This window comes from Ramlibacter sp., from assembly GCF_029866045.1.
Taxonomy (GTDB): Bacteria; Pseudomonadota; Gammaproteobacteria; order Burkholderiales; family Burkholderiaceae_C; genus Ramlibacter.
On sequence record NZ_JARXAB010000138.1, the window covers coordinates 16145 to 32939 of the forward strand.

General features: G+C 65.4%; 13 protein-coding genes. 7 read left to right on the forward strand and 6 right to left on the reverse strand.

Annotation, left to right across the window (positions count from 1 at the left end):
- Positions 1 to 83 precede the first annotated feature (83 nt).
- The 3 genes from QE494_RS14175 (at position 84) to QE494_RS14185 (ending at position 3681) form a co-directional block, all read left to right on the forward strand.
- Entirely contained in the window at positions 84 to 1451 is a 1368-nt protein-coding gene (locus tag QE494_RS14175) for a DUF1800 family protein (RefSeq protein ID WP_300044235.1), read from the forward strand.
- A 2-nt stretch (positions 1452 to 1453) separates the two neighbouring features.
- Positions 1454 to 2599, forward strand: coding sequence for a DUF1501 domain-containing protein (locus QE494_RS14180; protein ID WP_300044236.1), 1146 nt, complete (start codon positions 1454 to 1456; stop codon positions 2597 to 2599).
- A gap of 107 nt (positions 2600 to 2706) precedes the next feature.
- The gene (locus QE494_RS14185; protein ID WP_300044237.1) at positions 2707 to 3681 is read left to right on the forward strand and encodes a magnesium and cobalt transport protein CorA; all 975 of its coding nucleotides are present in this window, start codon (positions 2707 to 2709) and stop codon (positions 3679 to 3681) included.
- Between the two features lie 19 nt (positions 3682 to 3700).
- Here QE494_RS14185 and QE494_RS14190 read toward each other — a convergent pair whose 3' ends face one another.
- Positions 3701 to 4324, reverse strand: coding sequence for an FMN-binding negative transcriptional regulator (locus QE494_RS14190; RefSeq protein WP_300044238.1), 624 nt, complete (start codon positions 4322 to 4324; stop codon positions 3701 to 3703).
- 90 nt (positions 4325 to 4414) lie between these two features.
- Positions 4415 to 6334, reverse strand: a complete 1920-nt coding sequence (locus QE494_RS14195; RefSeq protein WP_300044239.1) for an FAD-binding monooxygenase — start codon at positions 6332 to 6334, stop codon at positions 4415 to 4417.
- A 136-nt stretch (positions 6335 to 6470) separates the two neighbouring features.
- On the opposite strand from QE494_RS14195, the gene QE494_RS14200 reads away from it, so the two are divergent.
- Complete coding sequence (locus QE494_RS14200) at positions 6471 to 6938, forward strand: MarR family winged helix-turn-helix transcriptional regulator (protein ID WP_300044240.1); 468 nt, start codon at positions 6471 to 6473, stop codon at positions 6936 to 6938.
- Positions 6939 to 7113: 175 nt separating this feature from the next.
- On the opposite strand, the gene QE494_RS14205 is transcribed toward QE494_RS14200, so the two are convergent.
- Together QE494_RS14205 and QE494_RS14210 are read right to left on the reverse strand one after the other, a co-directional pair.
- Complete coding sequence (locus QE494_RS14205) at positions 7114 to 7389, reverse strand: DUF2164 domain-containing protein (protein ID WP_300044241.1); 276 nt, start codon at positions 7387 to 7389, stop codon at positions 7114 to 7116.
- 73 nt (positions 7390 to 7462) lie between these two features.
- On the reverse strand, positions 7463 to 8413 hold the full coding sequence (locus QE494_RS14210) for a GSU2403 family nucleotidyltransferase fold protein (RefSeq protein WP_300044242.1): 951 nt from the start codon (positions 8411 to 8413) through the stop codon (positions 7463 to 7465).
- Positions 8414 to 8635: 222 nt separating this feature from the next.
- Between QE494_RS14210 and mutS the strand changes: the two genes are divergently transcribed.
- The 3 genes from mutS (at position 8636) to QE494_RS14225 (ending at position 13012) form a co-directional block, all read left to right on the forward strand.
- Complete coding sequence (mutS, locus tag QE494_RS14215) at positions 8636 to 11275, forward strand: DNA mismatch repair protein MutS (RefSeq protein WP_300044243.1); 2640 nt, start codon at positions 8636 to 8638, stop codon at positions 11273 to 11275.
- Positions 11272 to 12096, forward strand: a complete 825-nt coding sequence (locus tag QE494_RS14220) for a proteasome-type protease (RefSeq protein ID WP_300044244.1) — start codon at positions 11272 to 11274, stop codon at positions 12094 to 12096. The genes mutS and QE494_RS14220 overlap by 4 nt, the downstream gene beginning before the upstream one ends.
- Before the next feature lie 118 nt (positions 12097 to 12214).
- A complete protein-coding gene (locus QE494_RS14225; RefSeq protein ID WP_300044245.1) occupies positions 12215 to 13012 on the forward strand; it encodes an alpha/beta hydrolase in 798 nt (265 codons plus the stop codon).
- Between the two features lie 343 nt (positions 13013 to 13355).
- On the opposite strand, the gene QE494_RS14230 is transcribed toward QE494_RS14225, so the two are convergent.
- Positions 13356 to 15464, reverse strand: a complete 2109-nt coding sequence (locus QE494_RS14230) for an HlyD family efflux transporter periplasmic adaptor subunit (RefSeq protein WP_300044246.1) — start codon at positions 15462 to 15464, stop codon at positions 13356 to 13358.
- A 3-nt stretch (positions 15465 to 15467) separates the two neighbouring features.
- A complete protein-coding gene (locus QE494_RS14235) occupies positions 15468 to 16700 on the reverse strand; it encodes an efflux RND transporter periplasmic adaptor subunit (protein ID WP_300044247.1) in 1233 nt (410 codons plus the stop codon).
- Between the last annotated feature and the right edge of the window lie 95 nt (positions 16701 to 16795).

The window sequence follows — 16795 nt, forward strand, 5'->3', positions numbered from 1 at the left end:
AATCGGCGCTGTCGGGGGGAACTTTACACGAGCGAAACATGATGGACATCCAGATAAAAAAGCGTCGCTTACGATAGAAGTCCATGCGAACACCCCCTCTTGCAAGCCATCGATTTGGCCTGGGCGCAAGGCCCGACGAACGGGTCCCGTCCGATCCTCGCCAGTGGCTTCTGGCGCAGCTCGATGCGCAGACCACCCGTCCCCCGCCCTGGCAAAAGCTGCCGAGCACTGCGGCCTTGACTGGCGTTTGGCTCGACCAGCAACGCGCGGTGCGGCAGGCCCCTGAAGGCCAGCGCGCGGGCATTCGCGAGGCCTACCTGCGCCGCAGCCGTGGTGACTACCTCGCATCCATCGGCGCACGGGTGGATAGCGCGCTGCAGACGCAGACGCCCTTCGTCGAGCATCTGGTTCACTTCTGGGCCAACCACTTCGCTGTCTCGGTCGACAAGCTGCTGGTGATCGGGCTGGCGGGCGCCTTCGAGGCCGATGCAATCCGGCCCCATGTGACGGGACGCTTCGAAGACATGCTGGTGGCGGTCGCCAAGCACCCGGCCATGCTCCTCTACCTGGATCAGGCGCAGTCCATTGGCCCCAACAGCCAGGTGGGTAGCCGAAGCCAGGCCAGGTTGCAGCGCGCACGCGGCCTCAATGAGAACCTGGCCAGAGAAATTCTGGAACTGCACACACTGGGCGTCAAAGGTGGCTACCAGCAGGACGATGTGACAGAGCTCGCTCGCGCGCTCACAGGTTGGACCTTGCCAGATGACCGGCCTGATGCCGGCGCCCCAGGCTCAAGCTCCCGCTTTGTCGCTGCACTGCACGAGCCTGGGGCGCGGCGTGTCACAGGCCGCCTTTATCCGGAGGCAGGCGAGGAGCAAGCCTTGGCCATCCTGCGTGACCTGGCGGCCGCCCCTGCCACTGCGCGGCACATCGCCACCAAGCTGGCGCGGCATTTTGTCGCCGACGAGCCGCCGCCGGATCTGGTGCAGCGCCTGGAAGACGCGTTCCTGCGAAGCGGCGGACACCTGCCGACCGTCTACCGCGCGCTGGTGACCGCCGACCCGGCGTGGGACCCGCAATTTACGAAGTTCAGAACACCTTGGGAGTGGGCGATCGCCAGCCTGCGCGCACTGGACACGCAAGCTCTGGCGCCCACACAGGCGAGCAGCCTCATGACGCAGCTCGGTCAACCGGTCTGGCGGCCCGGATCGCCCGCGGGCTTTGGCGACACCGCAGCAAGCTGGGCCGCACCCGATGCGCTGTTGCGTCGTGTCGAGGCGAGCCAACGCCTGGCCAGACAGGCTGGCGCAAACGTGGACGCCCGGGCTCTCGGTGCGCGGATCTTGCCTGGTGCGATGGGCGAGGCGACAGACCGCTCGATTTCGCTGGCCGAGAGCGGCGAACAAGCCCTCACGCTGCTGCTGGTGTCACCCGAATTTCTGCGGAGGTAGAAATGCCCCTTCAAAGACGAAGCTTCCTCGGAGCCGCAGGGCTACTCGCATCGCCCCGGGTTCTTTTCGCCCGCGCGCTGACCGAACGCCGATTCATCTTCATCATCCAACGCGGCGCAGCCGACGGACTGCACACCGTGGTGCCGTATGCAGACCCGGCCTACGCGCGGCATCGAGGCGCGCTTGCAGTCAATACCACCAGTGCCCTCAAGCTCGATGGCAGCTTTGCGCTGCATCCCGCCCTGGGCGAGCTATTTCGCCTCTACCAACAGGGCGAAGCCAACTTTTTCCACGCCGTGGCATCTCCCTACAGGGAGCGCTCCCACTTCGACGGCCAAAACGTGCTCGAGAGCGGAGGTACCGCCCCCTACCAGCTGCGCGATGGCTGGCTCAATCGACTGACCGCACTGCTGACCCTGCCCGGCAAGGCAGCGATTGCCTTTTCCCCGGCGATCCCCATGGCGATGCGCGGCACCTTGGAGGTCGCGACCTATGCGCCCTCTGCCCTGCCTCCCGCCAACGATGACTTGATGATGCGAGTCGCCCAGTTGTACGCTGGTGACGCGCAGCTCAATCCGATCTGGAACTCGGCCCTCGAAACCCGCGGCATGGCCGGCGGCTCCCGAGCGGCAGCGGGGCGATCCGACTCGGCTGCGATGGGCCGCATGGCAGCGAGCTTCCTGGCCCGCCAAGACGGCCCCAGGCTGGCGATGATCGAAACCGAGGGCTGGGACACACACAGCGCACAGGCCGGCCGACTGGCCCTGCGCCTACAGGCCCTCGACAGCCTCATCGCGGGCTTGCGCGAGGGCATGGGGCCGGCATGGTCGGAAACAGTCGTCCTGGTGGCCACCGAGTTCGGCCGGACCGTCGCTGTCAATGGCACCGGGGGCACAGACCACGGCACGGGGTCTGCAGCCATGCTGGTCGGCGGCGCTGTGCGCGGCGGCCGGATGATCGCCGACTGGCCCGGTTTGGCAGCAGCGAACCTGTTCGAGGGCCGCGACCTGCGACCCACACTGTCACTCGACGCGCTCATCGCACAAACCTGTGCCGAGACTTTTGGTCTGGACCCCGATCGGGTCGCGCAGGTGCTTTCGCCGGGCAACCCACGGCGCCCACCTTTACCGGGCTTGCTGCGCTCCTGAGCGCCGGATATCACCGGGACGGCCCTGCGCCGTCCTGGGCTTTGCAGTCGCCATCAGCGCACCGGTAAGATGGCCCGGGTTCCGGTCACGGGCCAGGGAGAGCCGAGATGTTGATCAACTGTGTCGCCTACGAAAAAGGCCTGCGCCTGGCTGATGTGCCGGTGGCTGACATTGGCCGCTTCCTGGCGCGGCCCGAGTGCTTTGTCTGGGTGGCCCTGCGCGACGCCACGGCCGAGGAAATGGCGCAGATGCAGGAACAATTCGGTCTGCACGAGCTTGCGGTGGAGGATGCCCTACACGGCCACCAACGGCCCAAGATCGAGGAGTATGCGGACGACACCGTCTATACCGTGATGCACACGGTGGAACTCTCACCCACCGACGAACCCGTTGTGGGCGAGGTCAATGTCTTCGTGGGCCCCAACTACGTGCTGTCGGTTCGCAACCGCAGCCGCCATCAGCTGCTGGGGGTGCGCGCGCGCTGTGAGCGCGAGCCCGAGCTGCTGCAACTGGGCCCTGCCTTTGTGCTCTATGCCATCGTCGACTCGGTGGTGGACCGCTACTTCCCCTTTGTCGATGCACTCGAAAGCGAACTCGAGGCGATCGAGGACCGCATCTTCGAGCCTGGGATCCAGGCACGCGAAAACGTCAAGCGCCTGTATGCGCTCAAACAACGGGTGACGCTGGTACGCCATGCGGTGCTGCCTCTCTTGGAGGCGATGGACAAGCTCACGGGGGGCCGGGTGCCACCGGGCTTCAATCACACCCAGCACTATTTCCGCGACGTGGTGGACCATCTGACGCGAATCCTGGGCGCGCTGGAGAATTTACGCGAAACCATCGGCACGGCCATCCAGGTGAACCTGGCGGTGAGCACCATTGAAGAGTCCCAAACCACCAAGCAGCTGGCGGCCTGGGCCGGCGTGTTTGCCCTGGCCACCTTCATGGTCGGCGTGTGGGGCATGAACTTCAAGTACATGCCCGAGCTCGATCAGCCCTGGGGCTACCCAGCGGCGCTGGGCGTGATCTTCGGCGCTTGCGGGGTGATGTGGTGGCGGTTTCGGCGCGCTGGGTGGTTGTGAAACGAGACCCCAGCGACGGTCAGAGCGCCTTGCGCACCTGCCCGGCCAGACCGGCTCTTCCTCGCGCCTCGTAGGCCTCGGCCACACCCTGGCGGTCACGCGCCTCTTTGTTCTGGCTCATCTTCGATTTGCCGACCAGCGAGGTGACAGCGATCTCGATCCCCACGATCTGTCCCATCATCTGCGCCAGGTAATCGGCCGGCGCGTCGGACATCTTCCAGGGCTTGGGCTCGGTCACTTCATGGTGGCGCGTGAGGCGGGCCACGACGCCGCGCAAGTAGCGCTCGTCGTCATGGGCGGTGAAGGTGCCGTGGGCGTGCACCACCTCGTAATTCCAGGTCGGCACCTGGCGATGCGCTTCATGCTTGCTGGGGTACCAGTTGGGGGACACATAGGCCTGCTCCCCGCGAAAGACAACCAGCACCGGGCTACCGGCCGCCACCTGTTGCCACACCGGATTGGCCCGGGCCACATGCGCGCGCAAGGTGCCTAAAGGGCCGGCATCAGGGTCGAACTCAAACGGAATGTGATCGGCATCCAAACCCTGGGGACCGTGGGTCACCAGCGTGCCCAGCGGGTGCTCGCGCAGGATGCGGTGCAGCTCCTGGGGGTCGGTCAGGGCGAAGGCGGCGGGGATGTACATCGAGGCGAAATGCAGGGCCGGTCAAGGGCTCAAGCGTAGCGTCTTGCTACAGGTCCTGCCAAGCCGCCCCCGAAGGCGCTCCCAATGCGCTCAGGCCGCCAGCATGAACCCAGCGAAAAACGCCGCCAGTTCCGCATGCGCGTCCAGCGGCAGCACATGGGCCACGTACTGGTCTGGCCGCACCACCACCAGAGCGCCTTGCGCTCGGTCGATACCGCGCAGGTCATAGATGTTCGGCTGGTGGCGCACCACCGCGCTGTACACCTTCTCGTAGTCATACAGGCCCATGCGCCCCTTGGGCGGGCGCAGCATCAGCGGCATGGACTCGATGGCCAGCTCGGCATGGGGCCGCTGGAAGACGCCGCGGAGGTCAAACACCGCATCCAGATCCTGCCCCTGCGGAGTGAAGCGGCGCGCCGGTGAGTCGGGCGACTCGGCCAGGAAGCGGGCCAGGGCGCGCAGACCACGCCCCTCCTCCACGTGATCTTGGGCGCCCGCAAAGGCGTACAGGCGCCAGCGGCCGTCGGCCAGAGCCGCATGCCCCAGTTGGACCGGCTTGGCGTCGTTGATCTGCAGCACCTGCGCCGAGTGAAAACGCATGCCCACGGTGTAGCCCGGCGCCAGCGCCTGGTGCATGGCCTCGCCAGTGATACGCGAGGGCGGGTAATGCGTGCCCATGCCGGCGGTGAAGCGACCATGCTGCTCGAAATACTTCTGGAAGGCCTTCGGGTCCACGCCCTGGCCGTTGGTGTCGCCATCGAGCTTGGGCTTGTCGCTGATCATCTTGGCCCACTCGCGGTCAAAGTCGATCAGGCCCTGGCCGGCCACTTGCCGCTCAGACGAATACGAGTGCAGCAGCTGCGGGTCGCACTGACCGCGCAGCACCGCGGCCAGCTTCCAGCCCAGGTTGAAGGTGTCCTGCATGGAAAAGTTCATGCCCTGGCCTGCCTTGGGGCTGTGGGTGTGGCAAGCGTCGCCGGCAATGAAGACGCGCGGCAGGCGGCTACCCTCTTGGCCCGCGGGTACGTCGTCGTACTTGTCGCAAATGCGCTGGCCGATTTCATAGACCGACCACCAGGGCACCTCCTTCACCTCCATGGTGTAGGGGTGCAAGATGCGCTGCGCTGCGGCGATCAGATGGTCTAGGGTGATGCCGCGCGCCGACACGCGCTCGGCCTCGCCCAGCTTGTCCATCTCGACGTAGAGACGCACCAGGTAGCCGCCTTCGCGCGGGATGACCATCAGGGTGCCGTGCGGCGACTGCATCGCCGACTTGTAGCGAATGTCCGGGAAGTCGGTCACGGCCAGCACGTCCATCACCCCCCAGGCCTGGTTGGCCGAGCCGCCCACCAGCTGAAGGCCGATGGCGCCGCGCACCGCGCTGCGGGCGCCGTCGCAGCCGACCACATAACGGGCGCGCACCGTCTCGACCTGGCCCTGGTGCGCCGCGTCGCAGCGCTCCAGACGCACCACCACCGGGTACTCGGCGCCTTCTTCGACCTTCAGGTCCAGCACCTTGCGGGCGTAATAGGGCTCCATGCGGCTGGGGGAGTTGCGCATGTGGGCCAGGTAGTGGTCATGCACCCGCGCCTGATTGAGCACCACATGCGGAAACTCGGACAGACCGTCCTCGGTGTCCTGCACACGCCCGTGGCGCACGATGCGGCTCGGGTCGTGGGGATCAGGCTTCCAGAAGGTCACCTCATTGATCCAGCAGGCCTCTTCCTCGACCTTTTTGGCAAAACCAAAGGCCTGGAACATCTCCATCGTGCGGCAGGCAATGCCGTCGGCCTGGCCCAGATGGATAGGGCCCTCTTTGGCCTCGACCAGGCAGGTGTGAATGTCGGGGAAGTTCGCCATCTGCGCCGCCATCGTCAGGCCGGCCGGGCCGGCACCCACCACCAGCACGTCGACCTGCTGCGGCACGCTGTCACCAGGGGGCAGGGCATGGGGCGAGGCCTCGTGGACTTCGGGGTCGCGGCTCTTGAAGCCGTTCAGGTGAAATTGCATGGTCTTGTCTCTGGGTGGAGGAGGCCTTGGGAAATGCCGATTTTTACTCAGCATCAATATTATATGTATGCTGACTAATTGGCGCCAGAGGGATAGAATCCAGGCGAACCCTGAGCCGGGCCCTGCCTGCTGCCACATGAAAGCCAAGTCAAAAAACCTCGATCCCTGCAGCCTGCCCGGTCACCTGGCCCGCCGGGTGCAGCAGCTGGCCGTGGCCCTGTTCGCCCAGGAGGTCGGTGACATCGGGCTCACGCCGGTGCAGTACTCGGCGCTGCAGACGGTGTGCAACCAGCCCGGCATCGACCAGAAGACATTGGCCGCCACCATCGGCTACGACACCTCGACCATCGCCGGCGTGATCGACCGGCTGGAAGCGCGTGGCCTGCTGGCCCGTCAGGTCTCTCCCGTCGATCGCCGCGCCAAGCTGCTCACTCCCACCGAGGAGGGCACCCGGACCCTCGCTGCAGTGGTGCCCCGCATGCTGCAGGCGCAGGAGCGCTTGCTCGAGCCCCTCGCGGCGGCCGAGCGCAAGGAGTTCATGCGGATGATGCGGGTGGTGATCGAGGCCAACGCCGAGTTGAGCACCATTCCCGCGCGGGATTGAAGCCGTACCCCGAAAACAACCAGACCCTTCTGCATCATCAGCTCTGACGACGGAGCCTGCCCTGCCAGCTCAGGCCCCGCATGAGCGCGCACCCGGCGCAGGAGCTGGCGAGGCGGCCGATGGACCCAAGGTCACGGATGCTCTCGGCGTCTTGGTGGCCGGCTCGGAACCCTGGTCAGCGCTTGCGTTGGGGCTCAGCGCCGAGGCGTTTGCGCCAGTAGCCAAATTCGTCCTCATGGACCTCCAGGTCCACCTCGGACACCCGCGCCTGCAGGCGCTCTTGCACGTCGGCCACCGCCTGGTTGTAGATGGAGGGGCCGACCTCTTCGAGAAAGAACCCCAGCAGGCCAGCTGCGGCGATGTTGCCGATCGGCTCGTCCATGTGTTCGCGGAAGTAGCGCTCGATGGAGGAGACGGCCTGCTGGCGAACGTCTTTGGGCAGTTCGATCATGGATTCATTTTGCAGGTTGGGGCCCACGCCGCTCACGCTTCCTTGCAGGTCGGACGGATTTGGAAAGCAGCACTCAAGGCTTCAGGAGATGCGGGAGGTATTGCTCCAGAACCTGCTCGACGACCCGGGCCTGTAATGCGTCCCGCCGCCGCTTGAGTGGGTCGCGGTCCTCGCGAACGCTCAACCACTTCTTGAGGCCGATGAAGTTCATCGGGTGAAGCGTGTTCATCCTTGCCATGTCGCCGTTTGTAGCGACCACGACGGCAGAAAAGCCAGGCGCGTCGACGAGCGCCTGCGCCTTGGGCGCCTGCACGACCCAAAAGTCGTCTTCGTCGTCACTGAGCCCGAGGGGGTGGGGATCATCCCCCGCCTTCATTCGGCGCAGGATGTCGACCCCGAAGCCGTCCTTGTTCACCGCGGTGTACTTCTGGCCATTGCGGATGCGAAAGCTCGCGTCCACCTTGCGCAGGACGCCCAGCATAGAGCGGTCCACGCGATGCAGGGCAGTTGCGAAGGCCATACGACGGCGTACGTCCCACAGCAGGTCGATGTCCCTCGTCGCTACGGCTTCGCTTTCAAAACGCACACCCGCTGCCGCCTCGTAGGCATAGAGCGCGTGCGTCCCCACAACCCGAAAGTGCTCGCCCAAGCGGGTTTCGGCCAGGCGTCCGAGGATGTCAACCACCACAGGGGCAACTCGACCCACCCGAAGCGCCCGGTTCATGCGCTTGTGCCGTGCGAGGGACTCCTTAAGGCCGGCCAGACGGGACTGGGCGTCCTCCTTGCGCTTGCGAAACGCCCGGTAGATGGCCTCGGTTTCTGGCGCGCGAGGGCCCAGACTCTTCTCGCTGCCAGCGGTACTCGTTCGGACGAGGTAGTCCTTGGCAGACGATGCCGCGGCCCCCTTGTGCCAGTACATGCCGCCCCGCACCTGCTCCGCCTCCTTCCGCGCCTCTTCATAGGCCTCAAAGGCGGCGACCGCGTCGATGTACTGGCGCGAGGCGTCGGGCGATTGCTCCAGCATGGCGTTTTTTCGGCACCTTTAATTGAAATGCATTTTTATACCGAACTTCTTTTATTTACAAGTACTTATAATATTTTTCTAACCCGCCTAGAAGCCATTTTTAAGTGATTTCGCGCGGCAGGGGTGGCAAACTGGGCGCACGGCCGGAACCCCCATCCGGGGCGATGCCCCGAGCCCATTAGCATTGCGGGTTGACCGGCCCTTTCCGCCGCACAGTTCCTCATGCCCCCCACCTCCCCCGCCCCCACCGCCAGCGAGCTCCTCGCCCAGGGTCATACGCCCATGATGGCGCAGTACCTGGCCATCAAGGGCGAGTACCCCGAGACGCTGGTGTTCTACCGGATGGGGGACTTCTACGAGCTGTTCTGGGGCGACGCCGAAAAGGCCGCCCGACTGATCGACATCACCCTCACCCGCCGCGGCCAGTCGGCCGGGCAGCCGGTCACCATGGCCGGTGTCCCCTTCCATGCGGTCGACACCTACCTGGCCCGCCTGATCCGCCTGGGCGAATCGGTGGCCATTTGCGAACAGGTGGGCGAGGTGGGCGCAGGCAAGGGCCCGGTGGAGCGTAAGGTGGTGCGGGTCGTCACCCCCGGCACGCTCACCGACAGCAGCTTGCTCGCCGACAAGACCGAGGCGGTGCTGCTGGCCATCTACCCCGGCGCCAAGCACCGTCTGGGTCTGGCCTGGATGTCGGTCACCCAGGGCGCGCTGCACCTGGCCGAGGCCGACGGCGAGGCGCTCGAGGCCTGGGTGGCACGGGTCGCCCCCAGCGAAATCCTTTACGGTGCCGACGCCACGCCCACCTTCGAGGCGCGGCTCAAGGCGCTGCGCGCGGCGGGCGCAACCGCTGCCGGTTCCTCGCTCACCGTACGCCCGGCCTTCCAGTTCGACGCCGGGCTGGGCCAGCGCAAGCTGCAAGAGCAATTGCAGTCGGCCAGCCTGCAGGCCTGGGGCGCCGACGGACTGCCCGAGGCCCATGCCGCGGCCTCGGCCCTGCTGGCCTATGCCGAGCACACCCAAGGCCGGGCCCTCACCCATGTGCGCAGCCTGCAGGTGCAACGTGACGACGAGCTGATTGACCTGCCGGTGGCCACCCGCCGCAACCTCGAGCTGGTGCAGACCCTGCGCGGCGAGGATTCGCCCACACTCTTTTCATTGCTGGACACCTGTTGCACCGGCATGGGCAGCCGCATGCTCAAGTCCTGGCTGCTGTCGCCGCGCCGCGATCGCAGCCAGGCGAGCGCCCGCCATGACGCCATCGAAGCCCTGCGCGAGGGACCCTGGCAGGCCCTGCGCGCTCACCTAGCGGGCATCAGCGACGTCGAGCGAATCACCGCCCGCATCGCCCTGCGCCAGGTGCGTCCTCGCGAGCTCGTCGGCCTGCAGCAGTCGCTGGAAAAAGCCGCCGCCCTGGCGCCAGCGCTGGCCGGCCGGCCTGGCCTGCTCGCCACGCTCGCGCAAGACCTCGTGCCACCCGCAGCCTGCGCGCCCCGTTTGGCCGCGACCTTGCGGGAGGAGCCCGCTGCGATGGTGCGTGACGGCGGCGTCATCGCCAACGGCCATGACGCCGATCTCGACGAGCTGCGCGCCATCCAGGACAACGCCGACGGCTTCTTGCTGGAGATGGAGGCCCGTGAGCGCGCGCGCACCGGCATCGCCAACCTGCGGGTGCAGTTCAACAAGGTGCACGGCTTCTTCATCGAGGTCACGCAAGGTCAGCTCGACAAGGTGCCCGACGACTACCGCCGCCGCCAGACCCTCAAAAATGCCGAGCGCTTCATCACCCCCGAGCTCAAGGCCTTCGAAGACAAGGCCCTGTCCGCACAAGAGCGCGCCCTGGCGCGGGAGAAGTGGTTGTACGAGCAGCTGCTGGACGCCATGCAGCCGGAGGTGGCTGCGCTGGGCGCGCTGGCACGGGCGCTAGCCTCACTGGACGCCCTGTGCGCCCTGGCCGAGCGCTCGCTCACCCTGCAGTGGTGCCGCCCGCAATTCACCCGCGAGCCGGGTATCGAAATCCGCCAGGGCCGCCACCCGGTGGTTGAAGCCCGCTTGGCCGAGACCGGCATGGGCAGCTTCATCGCCAACGACACGCAGCTGGGCCCCAAGCAGCGCATGCAGGTAATCACCGGCCCCAACATGGGCGGCAAGTCGACCTATATGCGCCAAGTGGCCATCATCAGCCTGCTGGCGGCGATGGGTGCCTATGTGCCCGCCAGCGCCTGCCGGCTGGGGCCGATGGACGCGATTCACACCCGCATCGGCGCCGCCGACGACCTGGCCAATGCCCAATCGACCTTCATGTTGGAAATGACCGAGGCAGCCCAGATCCTGCACGCGGCCACGCCACGCAGCCTGGTGCTCATGGACGAGATCGGCCGCGGCACTAGCACCTTCGACGGCCTGGCTCTGGCCAGCGGTATCGCGGCCCACCTGCACGATAAGACACAGGCCTTCTGCCTCTTCGCCACCCACTACTTCGAGCTGACCGAGTTCCCGGCCCAGCACCATGCGGCGGTGAACTGGCATGTGAGCGCAGCAGAGTCAGGACAGGACATCGTCTTCCTGCATGAGCTGCAACCGGGCCCCGCCAGCCGCAGCTACGGCATTCAGGTCGCGCGCCTGGCCGGCATGCCAACGGCGGTGGTCCACCACGCGCGCCACGCGCTGGCCAAGCTGGAGACGCAACAGACGGAGTCGCGCGAGCAGGTAGACTTGTTCGCGCCGCCCCCCGAAGCCCCGGAGGCGGCCCCGAGCGCGGTCGAGGCTCTTCTAAGAGCAATCGACCCCGATGCGCTCAGCCCCAGGGAGGCGCTCGACGCCCTGTACCAATTGAAGAACAAGCTGGACAAGCAACCATGACCTACTGCGTCGGCGTCAAGCTCAAGGCCGGACTCGTGTTCCTGTCTGATTCCCGCACCAATGCGGGCGTAGACCACATCAGCACCTTCCGCAAGATGATCGTCTACGAGCGGCCGGGTGACCGCTTCATGGTGATGCTCACCGCGGGCAACCTGTCCATCTCGCAATCGGTGCGCGAGGTCCTGCAGACCGAGCAGCTCACCGACGCCGACGGTGAGCCCCTCACCATCTGGAACGCACGCAGCATGTTCGACGCCGCTCGGGTACTGGGCCAGGCAGTGCGACGCGTTTACGACCGCGACGGCGAGTCGCTGCGCCAGGCCGGCGTGGAGTTCAATATTTCCATGATCTTCGGTGGCCAGATCCACGGCGAGGGCATGCGCCTGTTCAATGTGTACTCAGCCGGTAACTTCATCGAGGCCACCGCTGAAACGCCGTACTTCCAGATCGGCGAATCCAAATACGGCAAGCCGGTTCTTGACCGGGTGCTCACTCCCGACACCTCGCTGGACGAGGCTGCCAAGTGCGCCTTGGTGTCCATGGACTCGACGATGAAGTCCAATCTCTCGGTGGGGGCCCCGCTGGACCTGGTGGTGTACGAGGCCGATCGCCTCGCCACCGACCGCGTGGTGTGCATCGACATGGCCAACCCCTACTACCGCATGCTCCATGAGAGCTGGGGCCAGAAACTGCGCGAGGCCTTCGACAGCCTGCCGCCACCCGCCTGGGGCGACGAGAAGACCGCCACGCCGCTGCGGGTCGCGCAGTCGTCGGTAGTGCCGCTACGCAAGATCACCCGGGCCGAGGAAAAGCTGATTTGAGGCCAAGCGCCAGCTCAGGCAGGCGTAGCCTGGCGCCCTGGGCGCCTCCCTTGGCGAGCCGGGGCACGTTCTCGGGTACGTCCTCGGGTACGTCCTCGGATACGCCAGGGATCTCCCCATGAGCCTGATCGTTTTCTCCCACGCCAACAGCTTCCCCGCCTCGACCTACCGGGTGATGTTCGCAGCGCTGGAAAAGCGCGGCTTCACTGTCCGGGCGATCGAGAAGTTCGGCCATAACCCGCGCTTTCCGGTCACGCCCAACTGGCCGCATTTGGTCGACGAGTTATACGAATTTGCCGAGGCCGAGGGCGTCAAGGCCGGCGAGCCGGCCTGGCTGATCGGGCACTCGCTGGGCGGTTTCCTCAGCACCATGTGCGCTGCCCGCCACCCCGAGATGGCACGTGGCGTTCTGATGCTCGACTCCCCCCTGATCGGCGGCTGGAAGGCCACCGCCTTGGGCGCAGCCAAACGCACCGCCCTGATTGGCGAGTTAGGCCCTGGCGCGGTCAGCCGAAAGCGCCGGGACCGCTGGGACAGCCTGGAGGATGCGCTGGCGCACCTGCAGCACAAGAAGGCCTTCTCCCGCTGGGATAAGCAGGTGCTGCACGACTACGTCAGGCACGGCACCCGCGCCGATCACGGCCAGCGGGTGCTGGCCTTCTCCCGCGAGGTGGAGACCGCCATCTACAACACCCTGCCCCACCACATCGAGCGGCTGCTGGCCCGCCACCCGCTCCAATGCCCGGCGGCCTTCATCGGCGGCTCGCATTCACGTGAGCGTCAAATGGTGGGCATGGCCCTGACCGACAGGGTCACCCAGGGGCGGATCACGCTGCTGGAAGGCAGTCACCTGTTCCCGATGGAAAAGCCCGAGGCAACGGCCGCCGCGATCGAGGCGGCACTGCTGGCGATGTAGGGCGAGGGTTGGCCCCCGCGCCACCGCCACCGGCATCCCCAACTCGGCCTGCTTGAGCACGGCCGCCAGACGGTCCAGTGCGGCCTGGCGTGTGTGGGGCAGACTTGCATGCTCGGGCTCCTTGGGCTGATTCAGAGGCGCAGGGGTCTTCATGGTGCCTGGCAAATCGGCATGCTCTCGCTAGCCGGTGGCCCGCTCGGCTTGAAGGGCCATGGTCGGGCTCCCCGCAGCTTGCTCAGCCCTTGCGTCACTCAAGCGGTGAAGACGGTACCCGATGAATCTGGCGCTTAGTTTCAGAACTTGTGCGCAGGCAGCAGGCCTTGGCGCCGATCCGACAGCATCTTCAAAAGCCCGTTTCACGCACCAGTACTGACGCGGCGTGACGAAAGTGGCGCCACAAGGCCGGCTCCGGCCTGGCCTCGACCAGCACCTTGCCTCGAAACTGCGACTGGCTCAGCCGTTGCGGGAGTTCAGCCACACTGAATGCCACCCGATAGATGGAACGCTCAGGAATCAGCTTGTCGCCCTCGGCCCGAGTCAGCACATGGCCCCCCGAAACGCTGGCCAGTTCACGTCGAGGCAGCTGACGGCTAGCATCTTTGTCGATGGAGCTGACCTTCAGCTCAAGCAGGGGGGCGGCGCCGCTGTCTTGTATGAACACGGCTCGGTCACCGACGGAAATTCTGGCGATGGATTCCTCGTCAAGCCAAGTCTCCACCAACCAGGGCGTTCCTTCGCGCACCAGGGTTGCGAGCTTTTCCTTGCCTGCCAGCCATTGGCCTTGATGCAGATCGGGATGGATGTCGCGCAGGTGGCCCGCATACGGCGCGAGTGGTGCGAATTGCAGTATTTCTGTCTGCACGCCCGCCAACTCGCTGCGTAAGGTTTCGACCGAGTCCCGATTGACCAGCATGCGCTTGCGCCACTCTGGGTCAAAGCCTGAATTGACCGACTGCCACCTCTGGGCCTCCAGCCTGACCTGCAGCGCTGCTTTGCGGACCGCCAGATCCGGTGCATAAAGCCTGACAACGGTGGCTCCCTGTTCCACCCGGTCGCCCTCCTTGTAGCCCAGCTCCATCACCATCGCACCGGATGGCGCAAAAATCGGCCAGGATTCCGCAGGCTTGAGCATGGCAGAGGCCTCGATCCGTCCCGGCCATGGCACCACCATCAGGGCCACAAACATTGCCGCCAGGGCAAGCAGACTCAGTGCTGTGCGCAGGCTGCGGGCAATCGCATGTCGCCGCACCCACCAGGCCTTGAGCTCATTGCGGATGGGCCATGCGATGAACCAGGCGATCTCGACGAGAAAAAGAAAAATGCCCAGCGCCTTGAAGAAGAAGTGGTAGACGAGAACTGCAATGCCGATGAACACCACCAGACGGTAGATCCAGGTCAGCCATGCAAACGCCACCATCGCCCTTTGGATGCCAGCAGAAAAGAATTCGGGCGGATCCTCCTTCAGATGGAACAGCCACTCGCGCAGCTTCCACCGGGCCAGCGCGAAGCTGCGCTCATGGAGGTTGGGCATGTCCAGGGCATCGGACAGGATAAAGTAGCCGTCGAAACGCATGAATGGGCTGGCATTGATCGCCAGCGTGGCGATCCAGCTGGTGGTGGCCAGCACAAAAAATGCCGCGCGCAAATTGCCCTCGGGCAAGACAGACCAGGCCAGCGTCGCCCAGGCGGCAATCACCAGCTCGGTCACGATACCGGCGCTGGCCACTTTCAGCCTCTGACGCCGATCGGTCAAGCGCCAGGTCTCGTTGGTGTCGGTATAGGCCATGGGCCACATCACCAAAAATGCCACCCCCATGGTGGGGACCCGGCATCCAAAGCGCTTGGCGGTGAAGGCATGGCCCAACTCATGCAACAGCTTGACCGCAAACAGTGCCACGCCGTAGGCCAGCAGACCCGACCAGCTGAACAGGTCAACCATTTGCGCGGCAAAGGCATCCCACTGGCGCATCACGTTGGACAAACCCCAGCCCAGGGCCAGCAGGGTGAGCCAAGCAAAGCTGCTGGTGTAGAAGATGGACACCACTCCCGCCCAACGACCCAGCCAGGCGTCCGGGCGTATCAGCGGGACCCTGAAAAACAGGTAGTGATGCAGCAGCCACTTGTACCAGCTGGCCTGCATGGCCTCGGCCCGCTGAGCCATGCGGCTCGAGCCTTGTGCCGCATCAGGCTTCAGAATTTGGTGACGTTGGAGAAATTCCACCACCCCCAGCACATCGGGCTCGGACATCTGCAAGGTGGTGTGTTGGCTGATGTCTGCCGCAATCGCCTGAGGCTCATCCATCCACCAGCGCTGCATCACCTCGAAGGTGGGCCAGTCGATTCGGAAGAACAGATTCCGGGCGGGGTCGTGCAGCGTCCAGCTGGGCTGGCCGTCGGCCAGGGCAGGCCCCGGCATCAGGTCAATTTCCTCGCGCAGAGCAGGCAGTGCCATCTATTACCAGCCCAGATAGAGCCTGACCGTGGTCAGCGGCCTGCGCAAGACCCAGTAGATCAGCGGCACCTTCTCTCCAAACAGCTTGGCGGTCCCCTTCAAGCCCACCCTGTGCTCGGTAGGCCGCTCCAAGGCGGCGCGCAGCCTGAAAGCCTGGTATCCCTCAGGCCTCTCGACCGCCTCATGAGCCATGTAGCGCAGCTTGGCTTGCAGTGGTTCCAAGGGACTGGCATTGAGGAACAGCTGGATAGGATCGCCGGGCTGCAGTGAACTTGCATCGGCCAGCGGCAGCCATACCTCTACCTCGGCATCGCCTTCTGTCGCAATGCGCAAAATACGCTCACCGACAGTCACAGGCCGACCTATCCATTCGGAAGGGTCATCCATCAGAACCACTCCGTCCTGCGGTGCCAGCACCCGACCCCGGCGCAGCTGGTCGGACAGGTACTGGACTTCGGCCCGCTTTTCCTCGATCTTTCCACTGAGCAGGCCAAGCTGATTGCGTGCCCGCGGATCGGCCAGGGCCTGCTGCGAGGTTTGTCTGTAGTCCGTCTGCGCGGTCACCAGGCCTTGGCGGGCTACTTCAAGCCGGCTCTGGATCAAGGCTTCGTCAAAGCCAAACAGGGGCTGACCCTTGCGAACCAGCTGATTGGGCTGGACGTGAAACGCGTCAACCACCCCTTCCATGGGCGCTCTTACAACCGTTGGCCGTGCCGGCACCAGCTCACCTGGCGCCAGCACCGTCATTTGCACCGGGTAGGCCATAGCGAGTGCCAGCGCAATCATCAAGACCGGCCATACCCACGGAATGCGGCGCCTCGCCCCGTCGCCGTTTCTAGAAAGGAGCGCGCCAAGCCAGCGTGACTTGCCCAGCGCTTGGTGGGCGTGTGTCCAGGTTTCACACCAGTGGCCCAGCAAGGCGGCCTGCGGCTGCGTCCACGCCAGGTCATCGGCCACGAGCAGATCGCTACCGTCTCCCAGGGGGACCCACAGTCCATGTGCCGGCCACCACTGCGCCCATTGGGCGGCCAGTTCCGGGCTGAGCTGAGCAGCGGCGAAAACCTGCCCCGGCTTGAAGTTCCTGCGTGCATGTTCGAGGACCTTGCGCAACCACAGCACATAGGGTGCGTTGGCCTCGGCCTGCACCACGCCCGACAGGACAGGCAGCCGTTGCCCACTCAGAAACAGGGCCGCCTGCCTGTATGGCACCAACTGCCGGCTGTCGTTGGCCAGCATGAAACCCAACTCAGACTGGGTACGAGTCCGGCGGGCGCGGTGCGCCAGTTCAAGCAAGACCCGCTGAGGTTCTATACCCCCGATAGACTCATTCA